Genomic DNA, 20,974 nt, shown 5'->3' on the forward strand with positions numbered 1-20,974 from the left:
AATGCTCGCTCTCTCCGGGCAATTTCTCGGCGCAACCGTGACGGCCGAGGCGCCGTCCGCGCTACGCGTGCTGCCCGATATTCCCATGCTCGCGCTGCCGACCGTATCGGAGCCGTTGCGACCGTTGCTGCGTCGGATCCTGGCCGCGAGCAAGGACGCAGCGCCCAGAAAGGAGCTCGTCCACTTCCTCGCAGCACGCGGCTGGACAACACATCCGGCCGACTGGATGCCCGATGCGAATGACGAAGACGCCCCCGATGTCTACGCCGCGTGGCGCGACTGGAGTGCATTCGCCGTCGCCGGCGCGGTGACCCGGCGACGGACGGGCGACCAGCTCACAGCGGAAAATTGGGAAGACTTCTGGCCGGCAGCGCGCAAGGCCGCATTGATCGGCCTGCGGCGGCGCGATCCGTCAGCGGCGCGCGCGCTGCTCGAAGCAAAACTCGGCAACGAAAATGCCGAGGCGCGGCTGCGCCTCGTGTCTCTGCTGTCGGAGCGCTTGTCCGGCGACGACGTTGCATTTCTCGAAGGCCTCGTGGCGAACGATCGCGCGCCGAAGATCAAGGCGCTCGCAACATCCATGCTCGCCCGTCTCGGCCATGGCCCCGCCGCGGGGGAGGATATCGCGGAGCTCGCCGGCTTCTTCGCGGTGAAGACAAAGGGGCTGCTGCGTCGCTCGCGCGTGATCGACTTTCAAACTCCCAAGACGCCGGCCCAGTGGCAACGACGGAAGACTCTGCTGGATGGTACGGACCTGACGTCGTTCGCAGGCGCGCTCGGCCTCGCCCCGCAGGATCTGATCGCCGCCTGGGACTGGAACGTGGATCCGGCGGCCGACGCGGGGTTGGTCGGGCTGATCGTGGAGACCGGCACCGACGCGCAGCTTGCGCAGGCCGCCAACATCGTCAGCGAGCACGATGCGACCGGCCTCATCGTGGCGCTCGCGCCGCGCCTTGCAAACGCCGAGCGGGCCCGTTTCGCCGCGGCGGCCTTGCGTGCGCGCGGCATTGGCTTCGAGATGGCTCAGATGATCGCCGGCGTTGCGGGACGCCTGGACGATCCGCTCTCGACGCCGGCCGGTGTAAAGCTGCTGGCCGAGATCCGGCGCGACGACGCCAAGCCATCCGATCATATCGCGGAATTTCGTGCGCTGGGTCTGCTCGCCTCGCGAACTGCAGCCCAACAGACCTTACAGCGCCTGACCGCGGCGGGCCTGCTGCTAGGCGACCCGCGCCTCGACATGCTGCGGCTCAACGCCGCGTTGGACGATCAAGGAGAGACGCCATGAGCGAGAAACTGCGGTTGCCGGCCGAGGACAGCTTTGCGGCCGAGCTGAAGGCGCTCGCCGCGGGCGAAGGGCGTCGCCCGCCGGGCTGGGCGCTCTCGCCGCGCCAGGTCGTGACCTATCTGATGGGCGGCAAGGCGGCCGACGGCACCTCGATCACGCCTAAATATGTCGGCGACATCAGGTTGATCGAGACCGCCGTCGCGACGCTTGCGACCGATCGCGCGCTCCTGCTGCTCGGCGTGCCCGGCACCGCCAAATCGTGGGTCTCCGAGCACCTTGCCGCCGGCATTACCGGCGATTCCACCCTGGTGATCCAGTGCACTGCCGGGACCGATGAGAACCAGATCCGCTACGGCTGGAATTATGCCCAGCTGCTCGCCCACGGGCCCAGCCGCGAAGCGCTGGTGCCGACCCCGCTGATGCGCGCGATGGAAGACGGCAAGCTCTGCCGCTTCGAGGAGCTGACACGCATGGGCAGTGACGTGCAGGATACGCTGATCACGGTGCTGTCCGAGAAGATGATGCCGATCCCTGAGCTGAACACCGCCGTCTATGCGCAGCGCGGCTTCAACATCATCGCGACCGCCAACAATCGCGACAAGGGCGTCAACGAGCTGTCCTCCGCGCTCAAGCGCCGCTTCAATGTCGTCGTGCTGCCGTTGCCCGACAGCGCCGAGGAAGAAGTCTCGATCGTCGTCAAGCGCGTCAGCGAGATGGCGCAGAACCTCGATCTGCCGGCACCGAAGAACGTCGCCGACGAAGTGGCGCGCGTCGTCGCGATCTTCCGCGAATTGCGCTCGGGCGCGACCGAGGACGGCAAAGTCGCACTGAAATCGCCGTCGGGCGGACTCTCGACCGCCGAGGCGATCGCGGTGATGGTCGGCGGCATCAGCCAGGCAACCTTCTTCAATGACGGCAAGTTGACGCCAGAGACGCTCGCCAGCAACATGATCGGCGCGGTGGTCAAGGATCCGGTGCAGGACACCGCCGTGCTCGGCGAATATCTCGAGACCGTGTTGAAGAAGAAGCGCGGCTTCGAAGGCTACTACGCCTCGCTGACCGATCTGATCTGACGCCATGGCCGGCGAGGTTCACCTGTTCGGCATCCGGCATCACGGGCCGGGATCGGCGCGGCGGCTGGTGGAGGCGCTCGATGCGCTCCGGCCGGTCGCGGTGCTGATCGAAGGCCCCGCTGATGCCTCCGACCTGCTGCCGATGCTCGCCGATCCCGATATGGTGACGCCGGTGGCGCTGCTCACTTATGCCGAGGACAATCCGGCCAACGCCAGCTTCTTTCCCTTTGCCGACTATTCGCCCGAATACCAAGCTGCCTGCTGGGCCGTGCGTCACGGTGCAGCATTGCGCTTCATCGACCTGCCCGCTTCGGACCGGCTGGGCAGCTCGGCCGGCGACATCGCCGAGGAAATTGCCGCGAGATCGCAGGAGGATCCGGTCAGCCGTGATCCGATCGGCGCGCTCGCGACGGCAGCCGGATATGACGACGGCGAATCCTGGTGGTCCGATGTCATCGAGGAAAATCCTGCGACTGGTCCTGTGTTCGCGGCCGTCACAGATGCGATGACGGCGCTGCGCGCGGACGAAAAGCCGCTGTCGGCTCGCGAGGCCGCGCGCGAGGCGCATATGCGGATCGAGATCGCAAAGGCGGCAAAGGAGTGCGACGGTGCCGTCGCGGTCGTCTGCGGTGCCTGGCATGCGCCCGCGCTGATCGAGCGTCGCAGCCTCGCGGCCGACCGTGAATTGCTCCAGGGCCGGCCGAAGACGAAGATCAAGGCCACCTGGGCGCCATGGACCGCACCGCGCCTGTCGCGCGCAAGCGGCTATGGCGCGGGCGTGGTCGCGCCCGGCTGGTGCGCGCATCTCTGGGAGACGCGCGACGGCGACCGCGCCTCGCTCTGGCTCGCCAAGGTGACCCGTGTCCTGCGCGATCGCGGCCATTTCGTCTCGACCGCCTCGGTCATCGAAGCGCAGCGACTTGGCATTGCGCTCGCAGCCCTGCGCGAGCGGCCCTCGCCCGGCTTCGAGGAACTGCGCGAGGCGGCGATCGCCTGCTTGTGCAATGGCGAGCGCGCGATGTGGAACGACATCGCTGCCGAGCTTCTGGTCGGCGCCGGTGTCGGCTCGATTCCATCGGCGACACCGCTGGCGCCGCTGCTGGAGGATCTCCAGCGCCAGCAGAAGCAAGCGCGGCTGAAGCCCGAGGCGCTCGAACGACCGCTGACGCTCGACTTGCGCAGTGAAAGCGGGCTGATGCGTTCGACGCTGCTGCACCGGCTCAACGCGCTCGACGTGCCCTGGGGACAGCTGACCAACGCGGGCCGCAGCCGCGGCACGTTCCGCGAGAACTGGCAATTGCGCTGGGAGCCGGAATTCGCGGTGCGGCTGGTCGAGAATCTGCTCTATGGCTCGACCATCGCGGAAGCCGCTGCCGGCCGCCTGATCGAAGCGATGGGCAAAGAGGCGGAACTCGGCGCGCTCGCGAGCCTCGTGCGCAGCGCCATGATCGCCGATCTGCCGCGCGCCACCGAATCCGGCATCGCGGCGCTCGAAGCCAAGGCAGCCCTCACCAGCGACGGCCAATCGCTGCTCGACGCGCTGCCGCCGATGGCCGACATCCTGCGCTATGGCGAGGCACGCGCCGGCACCGTCGAGCATCTCGCGGCCCTGATGCCGCGGATCGTGGTGCAGGCGGCGCTTGCCCTGCCCTACGCCGCGCGCAATCTGGACGTCCCGGCAGCAGCTAGGCTGCGCGGCACGATCCTCGCGGCCGATGGCGCGATCCAGCTGGCGCAGCTCAACGCCGACATCGTCGCCAGATGGCGCGAAGCACTGACGGCGCTGCTACACGATGCGCAAGCCACCCGGCTGATCTCCGGCACCGCGGCGCGATTATTGTACGAGGCGGAGCTGCTGGCGGCCGATCACACCGCCGATCTGCTGGCGCGGATGCTGTCACCGGGCACGCCTATTGCCGAAGCGGCTGGCTTCTTCGAAGGCTTCTTCGAGGGCGCGGGCCAGCGGCTGATCCACGACGCGGCCTTGCGCGGCGCGGTGGATGGCTGGCTGCTGTCCCTCGACGACGAGGCCTTTACCGCCAGCCTGCCGCTGTTCCGCCGGGTTTTCTCGGCGCTGGATCGCAACGAGCGCAGACGGCTGATGGACGCGTTGTTTGCGCGGAACGCCGGTGGCGCAAAGGGATATCGGCTGATCGCAGGGGCCGATGCAATCTGGCCACAGCACGAGGCGCGCGTGATCGCGCTGCTCAAGGCCGGAGCCCCCCGATGAGCGAGATCGACGAGCGCAACCGCCGCTGGACGCTGGCCCTCGGCATTGACACAGAGGATCCCGGAAGCGCAACCACGCTCTCCGACGGCGACCGCCGCATGTCCGAGGCCCTGACGGCGCTCTACGGCAACGGGGACGACGCGCCGAAGAAGGGCCGCGGCGGTCTCGGCGGCTCGGCACCCCGGGTCGCGAAATGGCTTGGCGATATCAGGGAGTTCTTTCCCGCGCCCGTCGTGCAGGTGATCCAGAAGGACGCGTTCGAACGCAAGGGGCTGCGCCAGATGCTGCTCGAGCCGGAATTCCTCGCAACCGTCGAAGCCGACGTGAACCTGATCGCCGACCTCGTCGCGCTGCGCGGTGTGATGCCGGAGAAGACCAAGGACACCGCGCGGATCGTGATCGCCAAGGTGGTGGCCGAGCTGATGGAGCGGCTGGAGCGGCGCACGGCGGACGCGGTTCGCGGAGCGCTGAATCGCTCGCTGCGGACCAATCGCCCGCGCTTTGCCGACATCGACTGGCCGCGCACCATCAAGGCCAATCTGCGCCATTATCAGGCAGAACACCGCACGGTGGTGCCGGAACGGCTGATCGGCTTCCTGCGCCGGCAGCGACGGATCGTCGATCTCGATGAGGTCATTTTGTGCGTCGACCAGTCGGGGTCGATGGCGACCTCCGTCGTCTACGCCTCGATCTTCGCGGCGGTGATGGCCTCGCTGCCTGTTGTCGCGACCAAGCTCGTCTGCTTCGACACCGCGATTGTCGATCTGACCGAGGAACTCGCCGATCCCGTCGAGGTGCTGTTCGGCGTCCAGCTTGGCGGTGGCACCGACATCAACAGCGCGGTCGCCTATTGCGAGGAGCGTATCGAGCGCCCCTCCAAGGCGCATCTGATCCTGATCACCGATCTCTATGAGGGCGGCAATGCGGATGTGCTGGTCGACCGGCTGGCCCGGCTTGCGACGCGCGGGATTAACGTCATCGTGCTGCTGGCGCTGACCGACACCGGCCGCCCGTCCTACGATCCGGTGCTATCCGGGCGGGTTGCCAGCCTCGGCATCCCGGTCTTTGCCTGCACGCCGGATCAGTTTCCCGATCTGATGGCAACCGCGCTGAAGCGCGAAGATGTCGCCGATTGGGCGGCCGACCAGGACATCAAGCTGATCCGGCCCGAAGGGTGAATGCTTCGAAGCCCGGCTAAACCTTCGCCTCTGCGAAGATGCGCCCGATCCAGTCGAGGAAGACGCGCAGGCGGAGCGTGAGCTGGCGGTTTTGCGGATAGAGCGCCGACAGCGGCGTCGGCGACGGCGGATAGTCCGGCAGCACCTCGACCAACGCGCCGCTGGCGAGGTCATCGGCAAAACGATAGCGCGGCGCCTGGACGAGGCCAAAACCGAGCCGCGCCAGATCCGCCATCGTGTCGGAATTGTTGACCCTGATGCGGCTCGGCAGCACGACGTTGCGCAACGCGCCGTTGACCGAGAACTCCAGCGGCAGCACGTCGCCGGTCCGCGACGAGATGAAGCCGATCATCTGGTGGCCGTCGAGCGCATCGGGTGAGGCGGGCGTGCCGTGAGCGGCGAGATAGGCCGGACTCGCCGCCGTGATCTCCGCCACCATACCAAGGCGACGCTGGATCATGCCGCTGTCCTCGGGCTGGCCGGCGCGGATGACACAGTCAACGCCCTCGCGCACGAGATCGACGAGGCGGTCGCCCTGCCCGATCTGCAACTCCATCAGCGGATGGCGCGCTAGAAATTCCGGCAGCTTTGGCAAGATGAAGGTGCGCGTCAGCAGCGGATGCGCATCGAACCGCAACAGCCCGCGCGGCTGGGCGTCGCGCATCGCGCTCTCCGCTTCCTCCACTTCCGCCAGGATCGCGACGCAGCGGCGATAATATTCCTCGCCGTCGAGCGTCGCCGTGACATGCCGCGTGGTGCGCTCGAGCAGGCGCACGCCAAGATGCGCCTCGAGGCCGCGCAAGACCTCGCTCGCGGTCGAGCGCGGCAGGCCAAGATCGGCCGCCGCCGCGGTGAAGCTGCGCCTTTCCACGAGGCGGACGAACAGGCGCATGGTCTCGAAACGGTCCATGGCCCGATTGTTCAACATAGCCGACAGGTGATGGCAAGAGCCGGTGGATTATCCGCGGCGGTCGCTCGGCTATCTCCCGCGCAGCCGACACCGGACGAGCCGGTCGTCGCATTCATGGAGATCGATCATGCCCTTTGCCAACATCAAGGTGCCACAGGCCGCGCTCTCGACCGCACAGAAAGAGGAGATCGTGCATCGTGTGACTGCGATGTTCGTCGACTATTTCAGCGAAGCGGCGCGGCCGCACACGATGGTGCTGATCGAGGAGGTTCCGGATGGCGGCTACGGCCGCGCCGATGAAGTGTTCGTGATCCCCACCGCATATCGCGCCAAGAGCTAAGGCGATTGACGGCAGATCGATCTCTGACTAAAGTCAGATAATGCTCGATCCCGTCTCTCGTGTTCGCCGCTTCAACCGTGCCGTGACCTCCGCGGTCGGTGCGCTCGATACGTCCTTCCTCGGGCGCGGCCGGCCGCTCGGGGCGGCGCGGGTGCTCAATGCGATCGGGCATGGACGTTCCGACGTCGGCGAGATCCGCGATTACCTCGGCCTCGATTCCGGGCTGATGAGCCGATTGTTGCGCAGCCTCGAGGACGAAGATCTGATCGAGACGCACGCGCATGAGGACGATGCGCGGCGTCGCGTCGCCAGCCTGACGCGCGCGGGCAAGCGCGAGTTCGCGGCCTATGAAACGCTGTCGAACACGCAAGCCGAGGGCTTTCTTGCCCGCAGCACGCAACGCGAGGCGCTGCTGGCGGCGATGGACCTGATCGCCTCCGCGCTGACGCGCGAGCGTACCGCTCTGACCGAGATGGATCCGCGCAGCGACGAGGCACGCCATTGCCTCGCCGAGTATTACGCCGAGCTTGGCCGCCGCTTCAAACAGGGGTTTGACGTTTCGCTGTCGCGCGACCCCGACGCCAAGGACATGCGCCGGCCGCGAGGCAGCTTCATCGTCGCGATGTCGGACACACTCCCGATCGGCTGCGTCGGTCTCAAAGGCACCGATCACGGCTATGCCGAGATCAAGCGCCTCTGGGTCGCGCCTTCCGCGCGCGGCCTCGGCCTCGGGCGGCGCCTGATGGACGCGACTGAGGATACCGCGCGCACGATCGGCATCACGCTGCTGCGTCTCGACACCAACAGCGCGCTGCCGGAGGCCGGTCAGCTCTACCGCACCACCGGCTGGCGCGAGATCGCGCGCTTCAATGATGATCCCTATCCGGATCTGTTCTTCGAAAAATCGCTCTAATCGGCGCGCCAATTCCCTTGCTCCCGCGTTAAGCCCCGGGGACCGCAGGAGCATCGCCATGACGTCAGCCGAACTCGCCGATCTCTATCGCAGCTACATTGCCTGCCTGAACCAGCAGGATTGGACGATGCTCGGGCAGTTCGTGCACGATGACGTCAGCCACAATGCGAAGCCATTGGGGCTCTCCGGCTATCGCGCCATGCTGGAGCAGGATTTTCGCCAGATTCCGGATCTGCAGTTCGACATCGAACTGCTGGTCTGCGAGCCGCCGCGCATTGCCGCAAGGCTCAAATTCGACTGCAGACCTGTCGGGCTTTTCCTCGGGCTTGCCGTCAACGGCAAGCGCGTGTCGTTTTGCGAGAACGTGATCTACGAAATCCGTGACGGAAAGATCTACCAGGTGTGGTCGATCATCGACAAGGCGGCGATCGAGGCGCAGCTCTGAGGCTGGCCTCGACCAACTCAGGCCGCCAAAGGCGCCGGTGCCGGCTCGCTTTGCGGCTTCGGGAACGGGCGGAACGTCATCGCCATCAGGAACGCGCCAAGGCCCATCGCCCAGGAGCCGATATAGAGCCAGGCGTAGCTGGAGAACGCATCGTAGATCATGCCGCCGGCGAGCGGCCCGGTCGCCATCCCGAGACTGCCGGCCATCGCGGTGCCGCCGATCACGGTGCCCATCATGCGCAGCGGAAAGTTCTCGCGGATGATCACCGCGTAGAGCGGCATGGTGCCGGCATAGATGAAGCCGAACACCATGGCGACCGCATAGAAGGTCGTGAGCTGGTGGGCGAAGACATAGGCGAGCGCGCCGAAGGCTTGCGCGAGCAGGCCCGAGACCAGCACGCGCTTGGCACCGAGACGGTCGCCCATCAGGCCGAAGGCGATGCGGCCGCCGAGACCGGCGAGGCCCTCGACGCTGTAGATCGTCACCGCCGAGATCAGCGGAATGCCGCAGGTCACGGCGTAGCTGACGGTGTGGATGATCGGGCCCGAATGGGTGGCGCAGCAGAAGAAATTGGTGGCGAGCAGGATCAGGAATTGCGGCGAGCGCAGCGCCTCGCTCCTGGACATCTCGGCTTGCGCGCCGCCCTCGCCCGCAGCCGCCATCGGCGGATTCGCCAGCGCCGGCGGACGGCGCACCAGGAGCGCGACCGGAATCATGATGGCGCCGACCACCAGCGCCACGATCTGCATCGCGGTGCGCCAGTCATGGTGCGAGACGAGCCAGGCCGCAAACGGCGACATCGTCATCGGGGCGACGCCCATGCCGGCCGAGACCAGCGACACCGCAAGGGCGCGATGGGTGTCGAACCAGCCGGTGACGGTCGCCATCATCGGCGCGAAGATCGCCGCGCAGGAGGCGCCGGTCAGGAGGCCGAACACGAACTGGAACACGATCAGCGAGGTCGCATGGCTGGCGGCGAACAGGCTCAGCGCCAGCACGGTCGATCCCGTCAGCACCACCGGCAGCGGACCGAACTTGTCCGTCAGCGTGCCCCAGATCATGCTGCTGAAGGCCATCGCCAGAAAGCCGATGGTCATGGCGCTGGAGATGCCGGTCACGGACCAACCGGTGTCCTTGGCGATCGGCTGCAGGAACACCGGCAGCGAAAACATGCCGCCGATGGCGACGCAACCGAGCAGGCCGCCGGCGGCGACGATCACCCAGCGATAGTTGGAAGAAGTCATTGTTGTCTCCCGTCAGGTCTGTCTCACGTGGAAGACGAATGGGAATGGCGAAAGCAGACAGCCGAGCCTAATTTATTTCGCGGGCCGCCGCGACCGCCGCCGGGAAATGGTTCCACCGCGACACCGCTGGGCGTGCGCGTCCGCGCTGCCGACTTTCCGGCAGCAGATGTCAGGAAGATCATTCATGCCAAAAATCGAAATTGCCGCTGTCCCGACCCGCAAGGGCTCCGGCTATCCTGCGCCCTTCGACGCCCCTTGCACCGAGCGCATCCGCAAGCGGCTCGGCGATGCCGGCGGCCTGTCTGATTTCGGCGTCAACTTGATGCGCCTGCCGCCGGGGAACTGGTCGAGCCAGCGGCACTGGCATTCGCATGAGGACGAATTCGTCTACGTGCTCGAAGGCGAAGTGATCCTCGTCGAGGACCACGGCGAAACCGCGCTACGCGCGGGCGACTGCGCCGCCTTCCCAAAGAACAGCGGCAACGGCCACCACATGATCAACCGCTCGGATAAGGTCGCCATCTATCTCGAAGTGGGGTCACGCTCGCCAGACGACCTCACCACCTGCTCCGACATCGACATGATGAGCGCAAATGCTGACGGACGGTTCGTGCACAAGGACGGCACGCCCTATCCCGAGACGTAAATCGCAAGGCGTCATGTCGCGACGCGCTTACGCCAATCAGCCACGGTGAGCCATAAGGCCGAGACCAGGAAATACAGCGCCCCCACCCCGGCATATCCGGCGACATTCGCGATCGACGGAACTGCCGGCGTCGTGGCCTGAAAGATGAAGAAGCCGCCCGCAAGCGCCGACTGACCGCCACTGAGCACCATGGCCCATTGCGCGCCGAAATTCTGCCAGCGCCGGATCGCGGTTCCCAGCTGGAGCAGGCCGGATAGGATCGCCCAGGCGCCGAACACACCAAGCACCCAATTCATACTCATTTGCAAGGCAAGGATGACCGCGACGGCGGTCACGAGGCTGACCAGGACGTTGAGCGCCTGCGTGCGGTTTTGCGAGAGGCCGCCGCTGCGCAAGGCGTCCACGCCATTGGCTGCGGCGTCCCATGCCGGATAGAGCACGAGCAGGACGCCGGCGATGACAGGAGATGACGATGCAACGGCAAAGGCGGCAACGACCCAGGCGACGGAGAACGCCGCCCGGAGGAAATAATATTGCTTGAGCCATTGTTCGCGATCGTCGCGAACGAGATCCATTTGATGATGAGCCATTGTCGTCTCCTTTACCTACTAGTTGGTAGCCTTAACCCACGGAGGCATGCCGGGCGTCGTTGCCGTCTCGCCGATGTCTCTCAGTGCTTCGCGGACAGCCGCTCCAGCAGCGGAGCGGTGATGACGCCAAACATCTTGGGATCGCCATAGGCGCGCGCCGACAGCATCGCGCCGTGAATGGTCGCCATGAATCCTTCCGCCTCGACCCGCGCCGTGCCGGAGAGCTTGAACTGTCCCTTCCGCTTGCCGCGCTCCAGCACCGATGTCAGCCAGGACGCCAGCGCGCGGAAATGCGAGCGGACTTCGAGCGCCACCTCCTCGGGAAGGATCGGAAGCTCGCTAGCCAGCAGCACGCAAACGCAGAAAGGCGCCGTCGCATCGCTGATGCACGCCTCCCAATACGCGACATAGCTCTCGAGCTGCTCGCGCGGATCGGGGACGTTGCGCTCGAGTGCTGCCAACCCCACCTCGGCCTCCTCGCGATAGCGTGACACGAGGATACGGACGAGATCGACCTTGCTGGCGAAATGGTGGTGGATGCTCGGCTTGCGGATGCCGACCACCTCCGCGACGTCGGCGTAGCTGAAGCCGTTGTAGCCACCCGCGATGATCAGCTTGCGGGCACAGGCCAGAATGTCGTCGGCGGTGGAGGAAACGTTGCTCATGCCCGTATAGCTACCTTCTAGTTGGTAGATCGTCAAGAACGGGATGCTTCACTCCCGCGTGAGTGCTAGGAGCCTTGAATGACCATTCGCCCGATCGTCCGCTATCCCGACCTCCGGCTCGCCCTGCCCGCTCGTCCCGTCACCACCTTCGACGACGGCTTGCGCGCGCTGGCGATCGATCTGCTGGACACCATGCGCGCCGCGCCGGGCATCGGGATCACGGCGCCGCATATCGGCGTGCCCCTGCGCGTCGTCGTGCTGGAGCTCGACGCCAAGACGGGAGCGCAGACCTATATCAATCCCAGGATTGAATGGGCCTCGCCCGAGATGATCCTTCACAAGGAGGGCAGCGTCTCGATGCCGGGCGTGAATGACGAAGTGCAGCGCCACGCGCGCGTGCGGATCAGTTATCAGGATCTCGACGGCGCCACGCAAACCGAGGAGTCCGACGGCTTGCGCGCCGTCTGCCATCAGCACGAGATCGACCAGCTCGACGGGATGTTCTGGATCCAACGGCTGTCGCGGCTCAAGCGTGAGCGGCTGGTGAAGAAGTTCGAGAAGATGTCGCGGAACTCACAGGTCTCGTAGGGCGAATCACCGCAAGCGTGATCCGTCCTGTCCGCGGTGCATCACTTCAGCGGCAGGAACACGTCCGCGACCGTCTCATGCTCCGGCACATCAGGGAAGAAGCTCAGCCGCTGGCAATAGATCGGGAAGTCACGCGCCTCCTCGCCGCTGGCCGGAAGCCAGTCGCGATAAAGAAACAGCGCGGCGGGCTCGAGATTGTCGGTGTAGCCGACGACGCGCAGCACGGCGCAGCGTCCGCCGGGGATCTCGCCGGCCTTGATGTCTTCGCCGCATCCGGCGATCGGCTGGTCGGTGCCGACGCAGAGGTCGATGCTGTAATCGGAAGGCTGCTCGGGCCGCCGCTCGGAGCGCCAGACCGTGAAGGTCGGATGAGCGCTGGGGTGCAGGCCTGTTGCCTTGCGCCAGGCGATGAAGCGCTGGATGGTGGCGCCCAGCGTTGCAGGGCTGCCCCGATGCTCCATGATCGCCACCCGCGTGGTGGGCACCTCGTGGATCGTCACGTCGTCAGGTGTAAAAGTCTTCATGAGCTTGCTCCTCGCGATGTCCAGAGGCCCGAAGGCCGCAAGCCACGGCTCCCAATCGGGAGATTTCTGGAACGATGACGGCGATTGGCCGAACCGTTGCCGAAAGGCGCGGGCGAAGGCATCGGGCGCGTCGTAACCGGCATCCATCCCAATCTCCGTGACGCTTTGGGCGCCAGCAAACGCCAGCCGGTACGAAGCCCGCTTCATGCGGGCCAGCTGGACATAGCGATGCACCGACAGCCCGAAGGTCGCGGTGAACTGCCGGTGGAAATGGAATTTCGAGAAGGCCGCAACCGCACTCAAGCTGTCCAGATCCAGATCAGCGTCGAGATGCCGGTCGATATGATCCAGCACCCGCCGCATCCGGGCCTGATAGTTCTGCAGTGCCGCCGTCATCGTCCCTCCTCCGTGGCGGCTCCAGTTCATCGCGGACGGGCCTGATGTGCTCGACCGATCTTGCGGTTTTGGACGGGAGATTTTCAACGACCAATTTCGAAAGAAAGCGCGTAGGATCGGAGCGCGAAGCGAGCCCCATCCTACAGGCTGAAACCATGCCCCCTGCTCCCGTCATGACGGCATCATGCGTTTGCGGCCGCGTCAAACTCAAGGCGTCAGGCAGTCCGATCATCAGCGCCACCTGCTATTGCAACGACTGCCAGAATGGCGCGGCTCAGATCGAGGCGTTGCCCCATGCACCCGCTGTGCGCGACCCCGACGGTGGCTCGAGCTACATCCTGTATCGAAAAGACCGCTTTGAATGCACTGACGGTGCCGAATTGCTGCGATCCTTCAAGCTCAAGGAGACGTCGCCGACCAACCGGGTGGCCGCGACCTGCTGCAACTCGGCCCTGTTCATGAATTTCGACCGGGGGCCGCACTGGGTCTCGGTCTACAGGAGCCGATGTCACGGCGAACTTCCGCCCCTTCGGGCCCGGATCTTCACCAGATCCAGGCCTGAAGGCGCCGTCCCTGCGGACGACGTGCCCAACTACAAGAGCTTCCCACCGAGCTTCATCATCAAGATGATCGCCTCGCGCATCGCCATGGCGCTGGGGCGATAGCCGCTCGACCGATCCTGCAAGCTACGAGCTGAATCAAGCTGCCTTGGTCGGCTCGGACATCGTTATCCGGTTCTTGACGCTGGGACGCTCCTGCATCCTTGCATACCATGCCAGAAGAGCCTCGCACCCCGCCGGCACCGGCACACTCAGGAGTCCCGCGAAGATCAGGCCGCCTATGAGGGTGATATCGGCCATCGTGAACGCCTCGCCGGCGATGAACGGCTGTTGCTTTAGAATGCCGTCAAAGTAGTGCATCCCCCTGAGGGCCTTGTCACGCTGGCGGAATCCCCATTCGGGGTTCTGATAGATCTCGACATGGGGCCCAAGACCCGGCGTGGCGTGGTGGAAATAGACGCTGATGGCATCGAGCACCTCCAGTTCAGCGCGCTTGCTCATCATGTGAATCACGCCCTTTTCGCGCGGGGTCCTGCCGGTCAGCGTCGGCGCGCCATCGAGCGCATCAAGGTACTCGGTAATGGCCGTGCACTCGCCAATGAAGGTCCCGTCGTCGAGTTCGAGCACCGGCAGGGTGCCGGAGTAGTTCTTGGCGAGGAATTCGGGCTTCTTGTGCTCGCCCTTGTAGAGATCGACCAATACGAACTGCGCGTGCGCCTGCAGGTTCTTTTCGGCCAGGGCGATACGGACGCGGGCCGGATATGGACCAGTTGGCCAATCGTAAATCTTCATCGTGATTCCTCTTTGTCTACCTGTCACTTGGTAGGTCCGATATGAAGACTTCCAATTCGGCTGGTCAAGCCCTACCTGTCACTTGGTAGATAACGAAGCAGTGAGGCGACGACGTGAGTTCAAGCGCTCGAGAGGCCATCTTGGCGGCAGCAAAGCGGACCGCGCAGGCGCACGGCTATGGCGGCCTGAACTTCCGCGATCTCGCCGATGAAGTCGGGATCAAGGCCGCCAGCATCTACCACCATTTTCCAAGCAAGGCCGATCTGGGCGCGGCCGTCGCGCGGCGTTACTGGGAGGACACCGCCGCCCAGCTCGAGGCGATGCTGGCGGAAACCGCCGATCCCGTCCGCTGCCTGCGTCGATATCCCGAAGTGTTTCGCAAAGCGCTCGAGAACGACAATCGCATGTGCCTCTGCAGCTTCATGTCCGCGGAAGTCGAGGACCTGCCGGGCGCGGTCAAGAAGGAAGTCCTGGCATTTGCCGATGTCAACGTGGCGTGGCTGAGCAAGCTGCTGGTGGCAGCTAGCCTGGTCAGTTCGAGAAAGAGCGAACAGCGCGCCCGCGCCATTTTCGCAGCCATCGCCGGCGCGCAGCTCATCGCCAGGAGCCGCTCCGATATTTCACTCTACGATTCGACGATCGACAATTATCGCGCTGCGGGTCTTCTGCCGGTGTAGATGGTTCTGACATCAGACCGCAGTGGGGCAGCGACGCCCTACTCCCACTCGATCGTCCCGGGCGGCTTGCTGGTCACGTCGTACACCATCACGTTCTCCGGGCCTGAAGGGCCGCCCGGCCGAACGGACTGTAGTGCATTTTTGTGCATTGTCAGCGTAACTCACAACAATCAACTTGGGATCAGAATTTAATCTTGCGCAACCTTGGTCGCTCGCGAGGCGGAATATCGCCTTCACGCAAGGGCGACGCCATCAGCGAGCGTACAATGCTCGGGACTTTCGACAATCGCAGCCATTCGTCGTAACTTAGGACAACAACCTGCTTTTTGCCGTGACGCGTGATCACGACGGGTTTGCCCTCGATGGCTTCATCGACGACCGCGGAGAGATTGGCCTTTGCATCACGAAGCTGAACTTTGCGCACGGCGTACCTCACTTAGTCGTAGCAGCCGTAGGATGGGTAGAGCGAAAGCGAAACCCATCAATTCTTTTCCGACGCGATGGGTTTCGCTGCGCTCTACCCATCCTACGGGCTACTGCTCATTAGCTATTGCGCTCGACCAGATCGGACCAGAACGTGATGTGCTTGACGGGTTGCGATAGCGGACGGCTCGGATCAACAAAGTCGCGCTCAAAATAGTCGGCCAAGTCAGCACCGTAATAGATCAGGTCGGACTGATAGATCGAGAAAACAGGGTTTCCTGGCTCATTTGGCTCCGCAGGCAAGTAACGATGCGAGACCAAAGGGATCAACTTAGGCGCGCTGCCGATGATCTTCTCAAGCACCTCCGATCGAGCCTCGGCCGTTCCAGGCTTATCGCCCCACTCCGGCCACCACAGGGCGTTGTTTTCAACATCGAATAGAAGCCCCTCCAAGGGCCACTTCAGCATCTCGCGAATTTCCTTGTCGTCCGAACGCCAATCGTAGCCAAGGATAGGCCGACGATCTCGTAGCAGAGCCACAAGATCCGGCGGAAATACAAGGCCGTACTTGGCCTGTGCAACATCAAGTTCGGACTGCGTATAGCCCTCCGCCCACAAGCGACCTTCCGCCCGACGCTTTCGCTGAAAATCACTGATGATCGGTTCGCCAAATTCGACCGACACGCCAGCGTTGCCTTCGTCCTTGTTGCCTTGCCCCATAGCGAAGCTCTCATATAAGCGGATCGAAGGCGCAACCTGCTCTTAGGATAGTGCACGAGACCGCGCTAATGCCCCCCTACTCCCACTCGATTATTTCGAACGACGTCTCGCCGTTGATTTGCAAGCAAAAATTTTCGAATCTGACGGACAAATGCCGACGGTATACCCGCCGCAATTTTTTGGTCTTGAATTCACAGGAAATCTTGAGCTGCTCGCGATGCCAGCGATTCCGCTACCTATCGAAGTCAATCGATCGAAGAACGCTGTGCGCGCTGTTCAAAGGCCCGAGTTTCCGTGCACTGGTGCTCAGGCCTCAAATACCGTCACAGATCCGAAACCTGGCGTTGCCGACGACTGGGCATCCGCCATATCGTTCTGCTTTGTGCCTAGGAGCAAATGGCATCAACCCGCCCTTTCATTGACATATCGGCCGGGTGCCGCTTCGCCGCGGACATAGAGATTATACTGAGCGGGGCGCGCGCTTGCACTTTGTCCTTTGCCCCCGGCGCGAGCTAGGCAATCCAGTCGTTCCACCAGCTGCCCTGCTTTTCCTGCGCGCCGGCAAGCCATGCCGCTGGATCTTCGCACCGCTGGTCGGAAAGCCAATAGCCCCTCTTGTTTCTCGCCGGCGGATTGATCGCGCCTGCGATATGGCCGCTTGCCCCCAGTACGAAACGGACGTCGCCGCTGAACAGCCCGGTGGTACTATGTGGATCGCCACGGCACGATGTGAATCCTCCATGGTCGCAAGGACGTAGGCCGGCATGTCGACCCGGTCGAAGCAAAATGCGGGTGGGGAAATGGCACGCCGCGCATCGCTTCAATTGGTGTAATGCATGCGGGCCAGACCGAGGGCGAGCGTTTCTGAGTACACTCCTATTCGGCGAAGTTGTGCTGCTGCCAGCGCAGCAGATAGGCCTGCAATCGCCAGATCAGTGCCGAAAGTGCAACGCCGACCAGCATCAGCACGATCACGGCGACCATCATGCCGGAGGCCTCCGCGCGCGCCTCGGATTCGATGATCAGTCGTCCGATCCCCCGCTCCGCGCCGATGAACTCGCCGACGATCACCCCGATCAGGGCGAAGGAGATCGCGGGCGTCAACGAGGCAAACACCCAGGCCATGGTCGAAGGAATGACCACGGTGCGGGTGATCTGCCACTCGCTGGCGCCTAGCAGCCGCGCAGCATTGACAAAACCCTCGTCGATCGAGCGGGCGCCCTCGAACGTGTTGAAGAACACAAGGAAGACGACCACAATCCACGAGGTGACGATCTTCGAGGTGTCACCGATGCCGAAGGCCAGCACGATGATCGGCGCCAGCGCGATGCGGGGGATCGAGTTGACCGCCGTGATGAACGGCTGGAAGATCGCGCTCAGGTGATCCGAGCGGCCGAGCACGAGGCCCGCCGCAAAACCGCTGACAACGCCGGTCAAGAAGCCGAAGAATGTGTTTTTCAAGGTGATGGCGGTCGCGACCCAGAGATTGTTCTCGGATCGCGCCATGCATCGGGTGAATTCGCCATTGAACCAGCCATTGAAAACGCCGAGCTTGGACTTGAGACAGCTCAGGGTCAGGAAGTGCTCGAAGATGTCGGACGGCTTGGAGACGAAATAGGGATCGAGCAGATCCGGCACCAGCCACGGAAGGCGACCGTGCAGATCGTAGCCCCACTGCCAGATCGAGAGGAGGCAGACGCAGATCAGCGCCTGCCAGGCGAACGTTCTTCCGGGGCGGCGCGCGCGCCTCATGGCTTGCGCCCCCTGATGAATTCCTCGCCCAGCGAGTGCCAAATCAGCTGGAACAGCTCGGCATAACGCGGCGTTTCCCGGATCTTCACGGCATTGCGCGGGCGGGCAAAATCCACCTCGAAAGTCTCCTTGATACGGCCGGGCCGCGCCGAAAACAGAATGATGCGGTCTGCCAGCGTCAGGGCCTCGCCGAGATCGTGGGTCACGAACAGCACGGTCTGCTTTTCGCGCTCCCAGATGCGCAGCAGCACATCGTGCATGTCGATCTTGGTATGGGTGTCGAGCGCGCCAAACGGCTCATCCATCAACAGAACCTGGGGCTCGACGACCAGCGTTCGCATCAGGGCTGCGCGCTGACGCATGCCGCCCGACAAGGCCGGGGGATACGCATTGCCGAAATCCTGCAGCCCGGCTTGCGTCAGGCAGGCCCGGACGCGCTCCTTCCGCTCTGCCACCGGGATACCAGCCAACTCGAGGCCATAGCCGATATTGTCGGCGACGGTGCGCCAGGGAAACAGGGTGTCGCGCTGAAAGACATAACCGACATTGGGCGTCGCCTGTCCGGGGACGACCGGCGTTCCATCAATCAGGATCTCGCCGCTGGTCGGCTTGACCAGCGTCGCGATCATATTGAGGACGGTACTCTTGCCCGAGCCGGACGGACCCAGCAAGGCAACGAATTCGCCGCGCCGAACGTTGAAGGAGACGTCGCGCACGGCCTCGATGGCCGCGCCCGCCAGCTGGAAGGTCTTGCACAATCCGCGGACGTCGATGCGCCGCAGGTCGGGCGGTGCGTCGACATAGCGCGTATGTAGGGCCTCCACGCTCAAGCCGGATAGGCCTTTCGTGCCGCTTCGATGAAGCTGGTATTGACGACATCGGCCATGGCGAGCGGCTTGATGCCGGTCATCTCACGAAACCAGACCTTCTGCCCGCGCGCGAAGCTCGCCGCATCGATGATGCCGTCGTAATCGGTGATCTTCTTCATGATTCCGATATCGAAAATATTCGCGTCGCGCGACGTGCTGCCGACGTAGGGCTCGATCGCATCATAGATCTCTTCGGGGGAGTGCCCCTTGATCCATTGGGTTGCCCGCCACAGCGCTGTGGCAAAGGCCTGCATTTTCTGCGGATCCTTGTCGATCGTCGATTGCAGCGTGAAGTGAGAGGTCACCGGGACCTTGCCGCCGATATATTTGGTCCAGACCGCCTCGTCCGTTCCGTCGAACAACAGCGCGCCCCAGCCCTGCTCGATCGAATCCTTCAGGATCGATGGCGAGTTGATGAGAACATCGACCTGCTTCGTTTTCAACGAACCCATCATGGTGTCGACATTGCCGGTACCGATCCAGGTCACCTTGTCGTCGAGTCCCATGGTTTCCATGTAGTAGGACGCCCAGACGTGGTTGGTGCCTCCCAGCGAGGACACGGCTACGATCGGCTTGCGTCCGTCAGGCCGCTTCCAGTTCGCGAAGGCCTCCAGCGTGGTGATTCCCTGATCCATCAGATCCTTGCGGATGATGAAGATCGCAGCATTGCTGCGGGTATCGACCGGCATCAGGACGCGGGCACTGCGGCCGTGATTGCTGAGCTGCATCGGATGGGTGATGTCGCCGATACCGATGTCGCCCTGGGACGAGGCGATGATCTCGCGCGTCTTCACGCCGCTACCGCCCTGGATCAGCTTGCAGTCGAGGCCTGCGTCTTTGAAGAACCCGGCGCGGTCGGCGACGAACTGGGACTGATAGACCGGAATGGCCACCGGATAGATCACGCGGCCCGACGGGCTATCCGCCCGTGCCCGCCCCGCCGCCAGGGAGACACCGGCGCCGGCGACGATGGTCAGCGCGGACCGTCTGGTGACCTGAGTTCTCATCATGCGTGCTCCCTCTCCCTGCCGGCGACCTTGTCGAGCGCGTTCAGCACCGCATCGCCCATCTCCTGGGTCGAAAGTCTTTTTGCGCCGGGTTCGGCGATATCGGCCGTTCTTGCGCCCCCCGCCAGAGCCGTATCCACGGCCTTCTCCAGCAGCGTGGCATCATCAGGCCGATTGAGGGTGAGACGCAACATCATTGCGACGCTGAGGATCGAGCCAAGTGGATTGGCGATGCCCTTGCCGGCAATGTCAGGCGCACTGCCGTGGACCGGCTCGTAGAGCGCCTTGCGACGGCCGAGCCGGTCCGGCGGCCCGAGCGAGACCGACGGCAGCATGCCGAGCGAGCCCGACGCCATAGCCGCGCAATCGGAGAGAATGTCGCCGAAGATGTTGCAGGTCACCATGACGTCGAACTGCGAGGGCGCCCGCACGATCTGCATGGCGGCGTTGTCGACATAGAGGTGCGTCAGCTCGATGTCGGAGAATTCCGCCTGATGCAACGCGGTGACCTCCTCGCGCCACAGCACGCTGGTTTCCAGCACATTGGCCTTGTCGACCGAGCAGACCCGCCCCTTGCGCGTCCGCGCCAGCTCGAACGCGGTTCGCGCCACCCGGCGGATCTGGCTGGTAGTATATTGCTGGGTGTTGAAGCCGCGGCGCTGGCCGTCCGGTAGCGTCTCGATGCCGCGCGGCTCGCCGAAATAGATGCCGCTGGTGAGCTCGCGGATGATGATGAAGTCAACATCCTTCAGCACCGAGGCCTTGAGCGACGCGGAATCCGCCAACGCCGGATTGGCGACAATGGGCCGGAGATTCGCATAGAGATCGTACTTGCTGCGCAGCGACAGCAGGCTTCCCACCTTGCGCGCTGCGGGAGGAACCTCCTTGGTTTCTGGGCCGCCGGTTGCACCCCAGAGGATCGCATCGGCCTCCTCCATCGCTTCGGCGGTGTCATCAGGCAATACCTTGCCGGTCGCGAGATAAGGGATGAGGCCGTATTGCGCTTCGCGCAGCGCCACGGGGATGCCACGCCGGGCCGAAAACCATTTGAGGATGCGGTGCGACTGGTCGGTCACTTCAGGGCCGATGCCTTCACCACCAACCACGGCGACCTTGATCATGTTCGAGAGCGTGTTCATGCCTG

General features: G+C 64.1%; 23 protein-coding genes. 11 read left to right on the plus strand and 12 right to left on the minus strand.

Annotation, left to right across the window (positions count from 1 at the left end; genetic code table 11):
* The first annotated feature begins 37 nt into the window (after nt 1-37).
* From G8O24_RS22805 to G8O24_RS22820, 4 genes are read left to right on the plus strand one after another with little or no spacing between them, the layout of a single operon-like run.
* A complete protein-coding gene (locus G8O24_RS22805; protein ID WP_311972230.1) occupies nt 38-1,288 on the plus strand; it encodes a DUF5691 domain-containing protein in 1,251 nt (416 codons plus the stop codon).
* The gene (locus G8O24_RS22810) at nt 1,285-2,361 is read left to right on the plus strand and encodes an ATP-binding protein (RefSeq protein ID WP_188103224.1); all 1,077 of its coding nucleotides are present in this window, start codon (nt 1,285-1,287) and stop codon (nt 2,359-2,361) included. Before G8O24_RS22805 ends, G8O24_RS22810 begins: the two co-directional genes overlap by 4 nt.
* Before the next feature lie 4 nt (nt 2,362-2,365).
* Nucleotides 2,366-4,591: a DUF5682 family protein gene (locus G8O24_RS22815; protein ID WP_188103226.1), complete on the plus strand. Its 2,226-nt coding sequence runs from the start codon at nt 2,366-2,368 to the stop codon at nt 4,589-4,591.
* A complete protein-coding gene (locus G8O24_RS22820; RefSeq protein WP_188103227.1) occupies nt 4,588-5,769 on the plus strand; it encodes a VWA domain-containing protein in 1,182 nt (393 codons plus the stop codon). Before G8O24_RS22815 ends, G8O24_RS22820 begins: the two co-directional genes overlap by 4 nt.
* A 16-nt stretch (nt 5,770-5,785) precedes the next feature.
* On the opposite strand, the gene G8O24_RS22825 is transcribed toward G8O24_RS22820, so the two are convergent.
* Nucleotides 5,786-6,679, minus strand: coding sequence for a LysR family transcriptional regulator (locus tag G8O24_RS22825; RefSeq protein WP_188103228.1), 894 nt, complete (start codon nt 6,677-6,679; stop codon nt 5,786-5,788).
* Nucleotides 6,680-6,806: 127 nt separating this feature from the next.
* On the opposite strand from G8O24_RS22825, the gene G8O24_RS22830 reads away from it, so the two are divergent.
* The 3 genes from G8O24_RS22830 to G8O24_RS22840 are packed head-to-tail and all read left to right on the plus strand — an operon-like array spanning nt 6,807 to nt 8,377.
* On the plus strand, nt 6,807-7,019 hold the full coding sequence (locus tag G8O24_RS22830; RefSeq protein ID WP_188103229.1) for a tautomerase family protein: 213 nt from the start codon (nt 6,807-6,809) through the stop codon (nt 7,017-7,019).
* A 40-nt stretch (nt 7,020-7,059) separates the two neighbouring features.
* On the plus strand, nt 7,060-7,932 hold the full coding sequence (locus G8O24_RS22835; RefSeq protein WP_188103230.1) for a helix-turn-helix domain-containing GNAT family N-acetyltransferase: 873 nt from the start codon (nt 7,060-7,062) through the stop codon (nt 7,930-7,932).
* A 58-nt stretch (nt 7,933-7,990) separates the two neighbouring features.
* Nucleotides 7,991-8,377, plus strand: coding sequence for an ester cyclase (locus G8O24_RS22840; protein WP_188103231.1), 387 nt, complete (start codon nt 7,991-7,993; stop codon nt 8,375-8,377).
* Between the two features lie 17 nt (nt 8,378-8,394).
* Here the strand turns inward: G8O24_RS22840 and G8O24_RS22845 are convergent, their stop codons facing one another.
* Nucleotides 8,395-9,621, minus strand: coding sequence for an MFS transporter (locus G8O24_RS22845; RefSeq protein ID WP_188103232.1), 1,227 nt, complete (start codon nt 9,619-9,621; stop codon nt 8,395-8,397).
* A 184-nt stretch (nt 9,622-9,805) separates the two neighbouring features.
* On the opposite strand from G8O24_RS22845, the gene G8O24_RS22850 reads away from it, so the two are divergent.
* Entirely contained in the window at nt 9,806-10,267 is a 462-nt protein-coding gene (locus G8O24_RS22850; RefSeq protein WP_188103233.1) for a cupin domain-containing protein, read from the plus strand.
* Between the two features lie 11 nt (nt 10,268-10,278).
* On the opposite strand, the gene G8O24_RS22855 is transcribed toward G8O24_RS22850, so the two are convergent.
* Together G8O24_RS22855 and G8O24_RS22860 are read right to left on the minus strand one after the other, a co-directional pair.
* Nucleotides 10,279-10,857, minus strand: coding sequence for a DUF308 domain-containing protein (locus tag G8O24_RS22855; RefSeq protein WP_188103235.1), 579 nt, complete (start codon nt 10,855-10,857; stop codon nt 10,279-10,281).
* Nucleotides 10,858-10,937: 80 nt separating this feature from the next.
* Nucleotides 10,938-11,522 (minus strand): TetR/AcrR family transcriptional regulator, encoded by a 585-nt coding sequence (locus tag G8O24_RS22860; protein WP_188103236.1) that lies wholly within the window; start codon nt 11,520-11,522, stop codon nt 10,938-10,940.
* Between the two features lie 78 nt (nt 11,523-11,600).
* On the opposite strand from G8O24_RS22860, the gene G8O24_RS22865 reads away from it, so the two are divergent.
* Nucleotides 11,601-12,110 (plus strand): peptide deformylase, encoded by a 510-nt coding sequence (locus tag G8O24_RS22865; protein WP_188103238.1) that lies wholly within the window; start codon nt 11,601-11,603, stop codon nt 12,108-12,110.
* Nucleotides 12,111-12,151: 41 nt separating this feature from the next.
* Here G8O24_RS22865 and G8O24_RS22870 read toward each other — a convergent pair whose 3' ends face one another.
* Entirely contained in the window at nt 12,152-13,030 is an 879-nt protein-coding gene (locus G8O24_RS22870) for an AraC family transcriptional regulator (RefSeq protein WP_188103240.1), read from the minus strand.
* Nucleotides 13,031-13,203: 173 nt separating this feature from the next.
* On the opposite strand from G8O24_RS22870, the gene G8O24_RS22875 reads away from it, so the two are divergent.
* Entirely contained in the window at nt 13,204-13,695 is a 492-nt protein-coding gene (locus G8O24_RS22875) for a GFA family protein (protein ID WP_244645958.1), read from the plus strand.
* A gap of 33 nt (nt 13,696-13,728) precedes the next feature.
* Here the strand turns inward: G8O24_RS22875 and G8O24_RS22880 are convergent, their stop codons facing one another.
* Nucleotides 13,729-14,382, minus strand: coding sequence for a glutathione S-transferase (locus G8O24_RS22880; RefSeq protein WP_188103244.1), 654 nt, complete (start codon nt 14,380-14,382; stop codon nt 13,729-13,731).
* A 113-nt stretch (nt 14,383-14,495) separates the two neighbouring features.
* Here G8O24_RS22880 and G8O24_RS22885 point away from each other — a divergent pair, with 113 nt between their 5' ends.
* On the plus strand, nt 14,496-15,059 hold the full coding sequence (locus G8O24_RS22885; RefSeq protein ID WP_188103245.1) for a TetR/AcrR family transcriptional regulator: 564 nt from the start codon (nt 14,496-14,498) through the stop codon (nt 15,057-15,059).
* Between the two features lie 181 nt (nt 15,060-15,240).
* Here G8O24_RS22885 and G8O24_RS22895 read toward each other — a convergent pair whose 3' ends face one another.
* From G8O24_RS22895 to leuB, 6 genes are all read right to left on the minus strand, one after another.
* Complete coding sequence (locus G8O24_RS22895; RefSeq protein WP_188103249.1) at nt 15,241-15,483, minus strand: type II toxin-antitoxin system Phd/YefM family antitoxin; 243 nt, start codon at nt 15,481-15,483, stop codon at nt 15,241-15,243.
* A gap of 119 nt (nt 15,484-15,602) precedes the next feature.
* Nucleotides 15,603-16,202 carry a hypothetical protein gene (locus G8O24_RS22900; protein ID WP_244645959.1) on the minus strand — a complete coding sequence of 200 codons (600 nt, stop codon included), beginning with the start codon at nt 16,200-16,202 and terminating at the stop codon, nt 15,603-15,605.
* An 876-nt stretch (nt 16,203-17,078) separates the two neighbouring features.
* Complete coding sequence (locus G8O24_RS22905; RefSeq protein WP_188103250.1) at nt 17,079-17,954, minus strand: ABC transporter permease; 876 nt, start codon at nt 17,952-17,954, stop codon at nt 17,079-17,081.
* A complete protein-coding gene (locus G8O24_RS22910; RefSeq protein ID WP_188103252.1) occupies nt 17,951-18,784 on the minus strand; it encodes an ABC transporter ATP-binding protein in 834 nt (277 codons plus the stop codon). The genes G8O24_RS22905 and G8O24_RS22910 overlap by 4 nt, the downstream gene beginning before the upstream one ends.
* Nucleotides 18,781-19,833 carry an ABC transporter substrate-binding protein gene (locus tag G8O24_RS22915; RefSeq protein WP_244645960.1) on the minus strand — a complete coding sequence of 351 codons (1,053 nt, stop codon included), beginning with the start codon at nt 19,831-19,833 and terminating at the stop codon, nt 18,781-18,783. Before G8O24_RS22915 ends, G8O24_RS22910 begins: the two co-directional genes overlap by 4 nt.
* The gene (gene leuB / locus G8O24_RS22920; RefSeq protein WP_188103254.1) at nt 19,830-20,969 is read right to left on the minus strand and encodes a 3-isopropylmalate dehydrogenase; all 1,140 of its coding nucleotides are present in this window, start codon (nt 20,967-20,969) and stop codon (nt 19,830-19,832) included. Before leuB ends, G8O24_RS22915 begins: the two co-directional genes overlap by 4 nt.
* Nucleotides 20,970-20,974 lie beyond the last annotated feature (5 nt).

The organism is Bradyrhizobium campsiandrae, assembly GCF_014529705.1.
Lineage (GTDB): Bacteria > Pseudomonadota > Alphaproteobacteria > Rhizobiales > Xanthobacteraceae > Bradyrhizobium > Bradyrhizobium campsiandrae.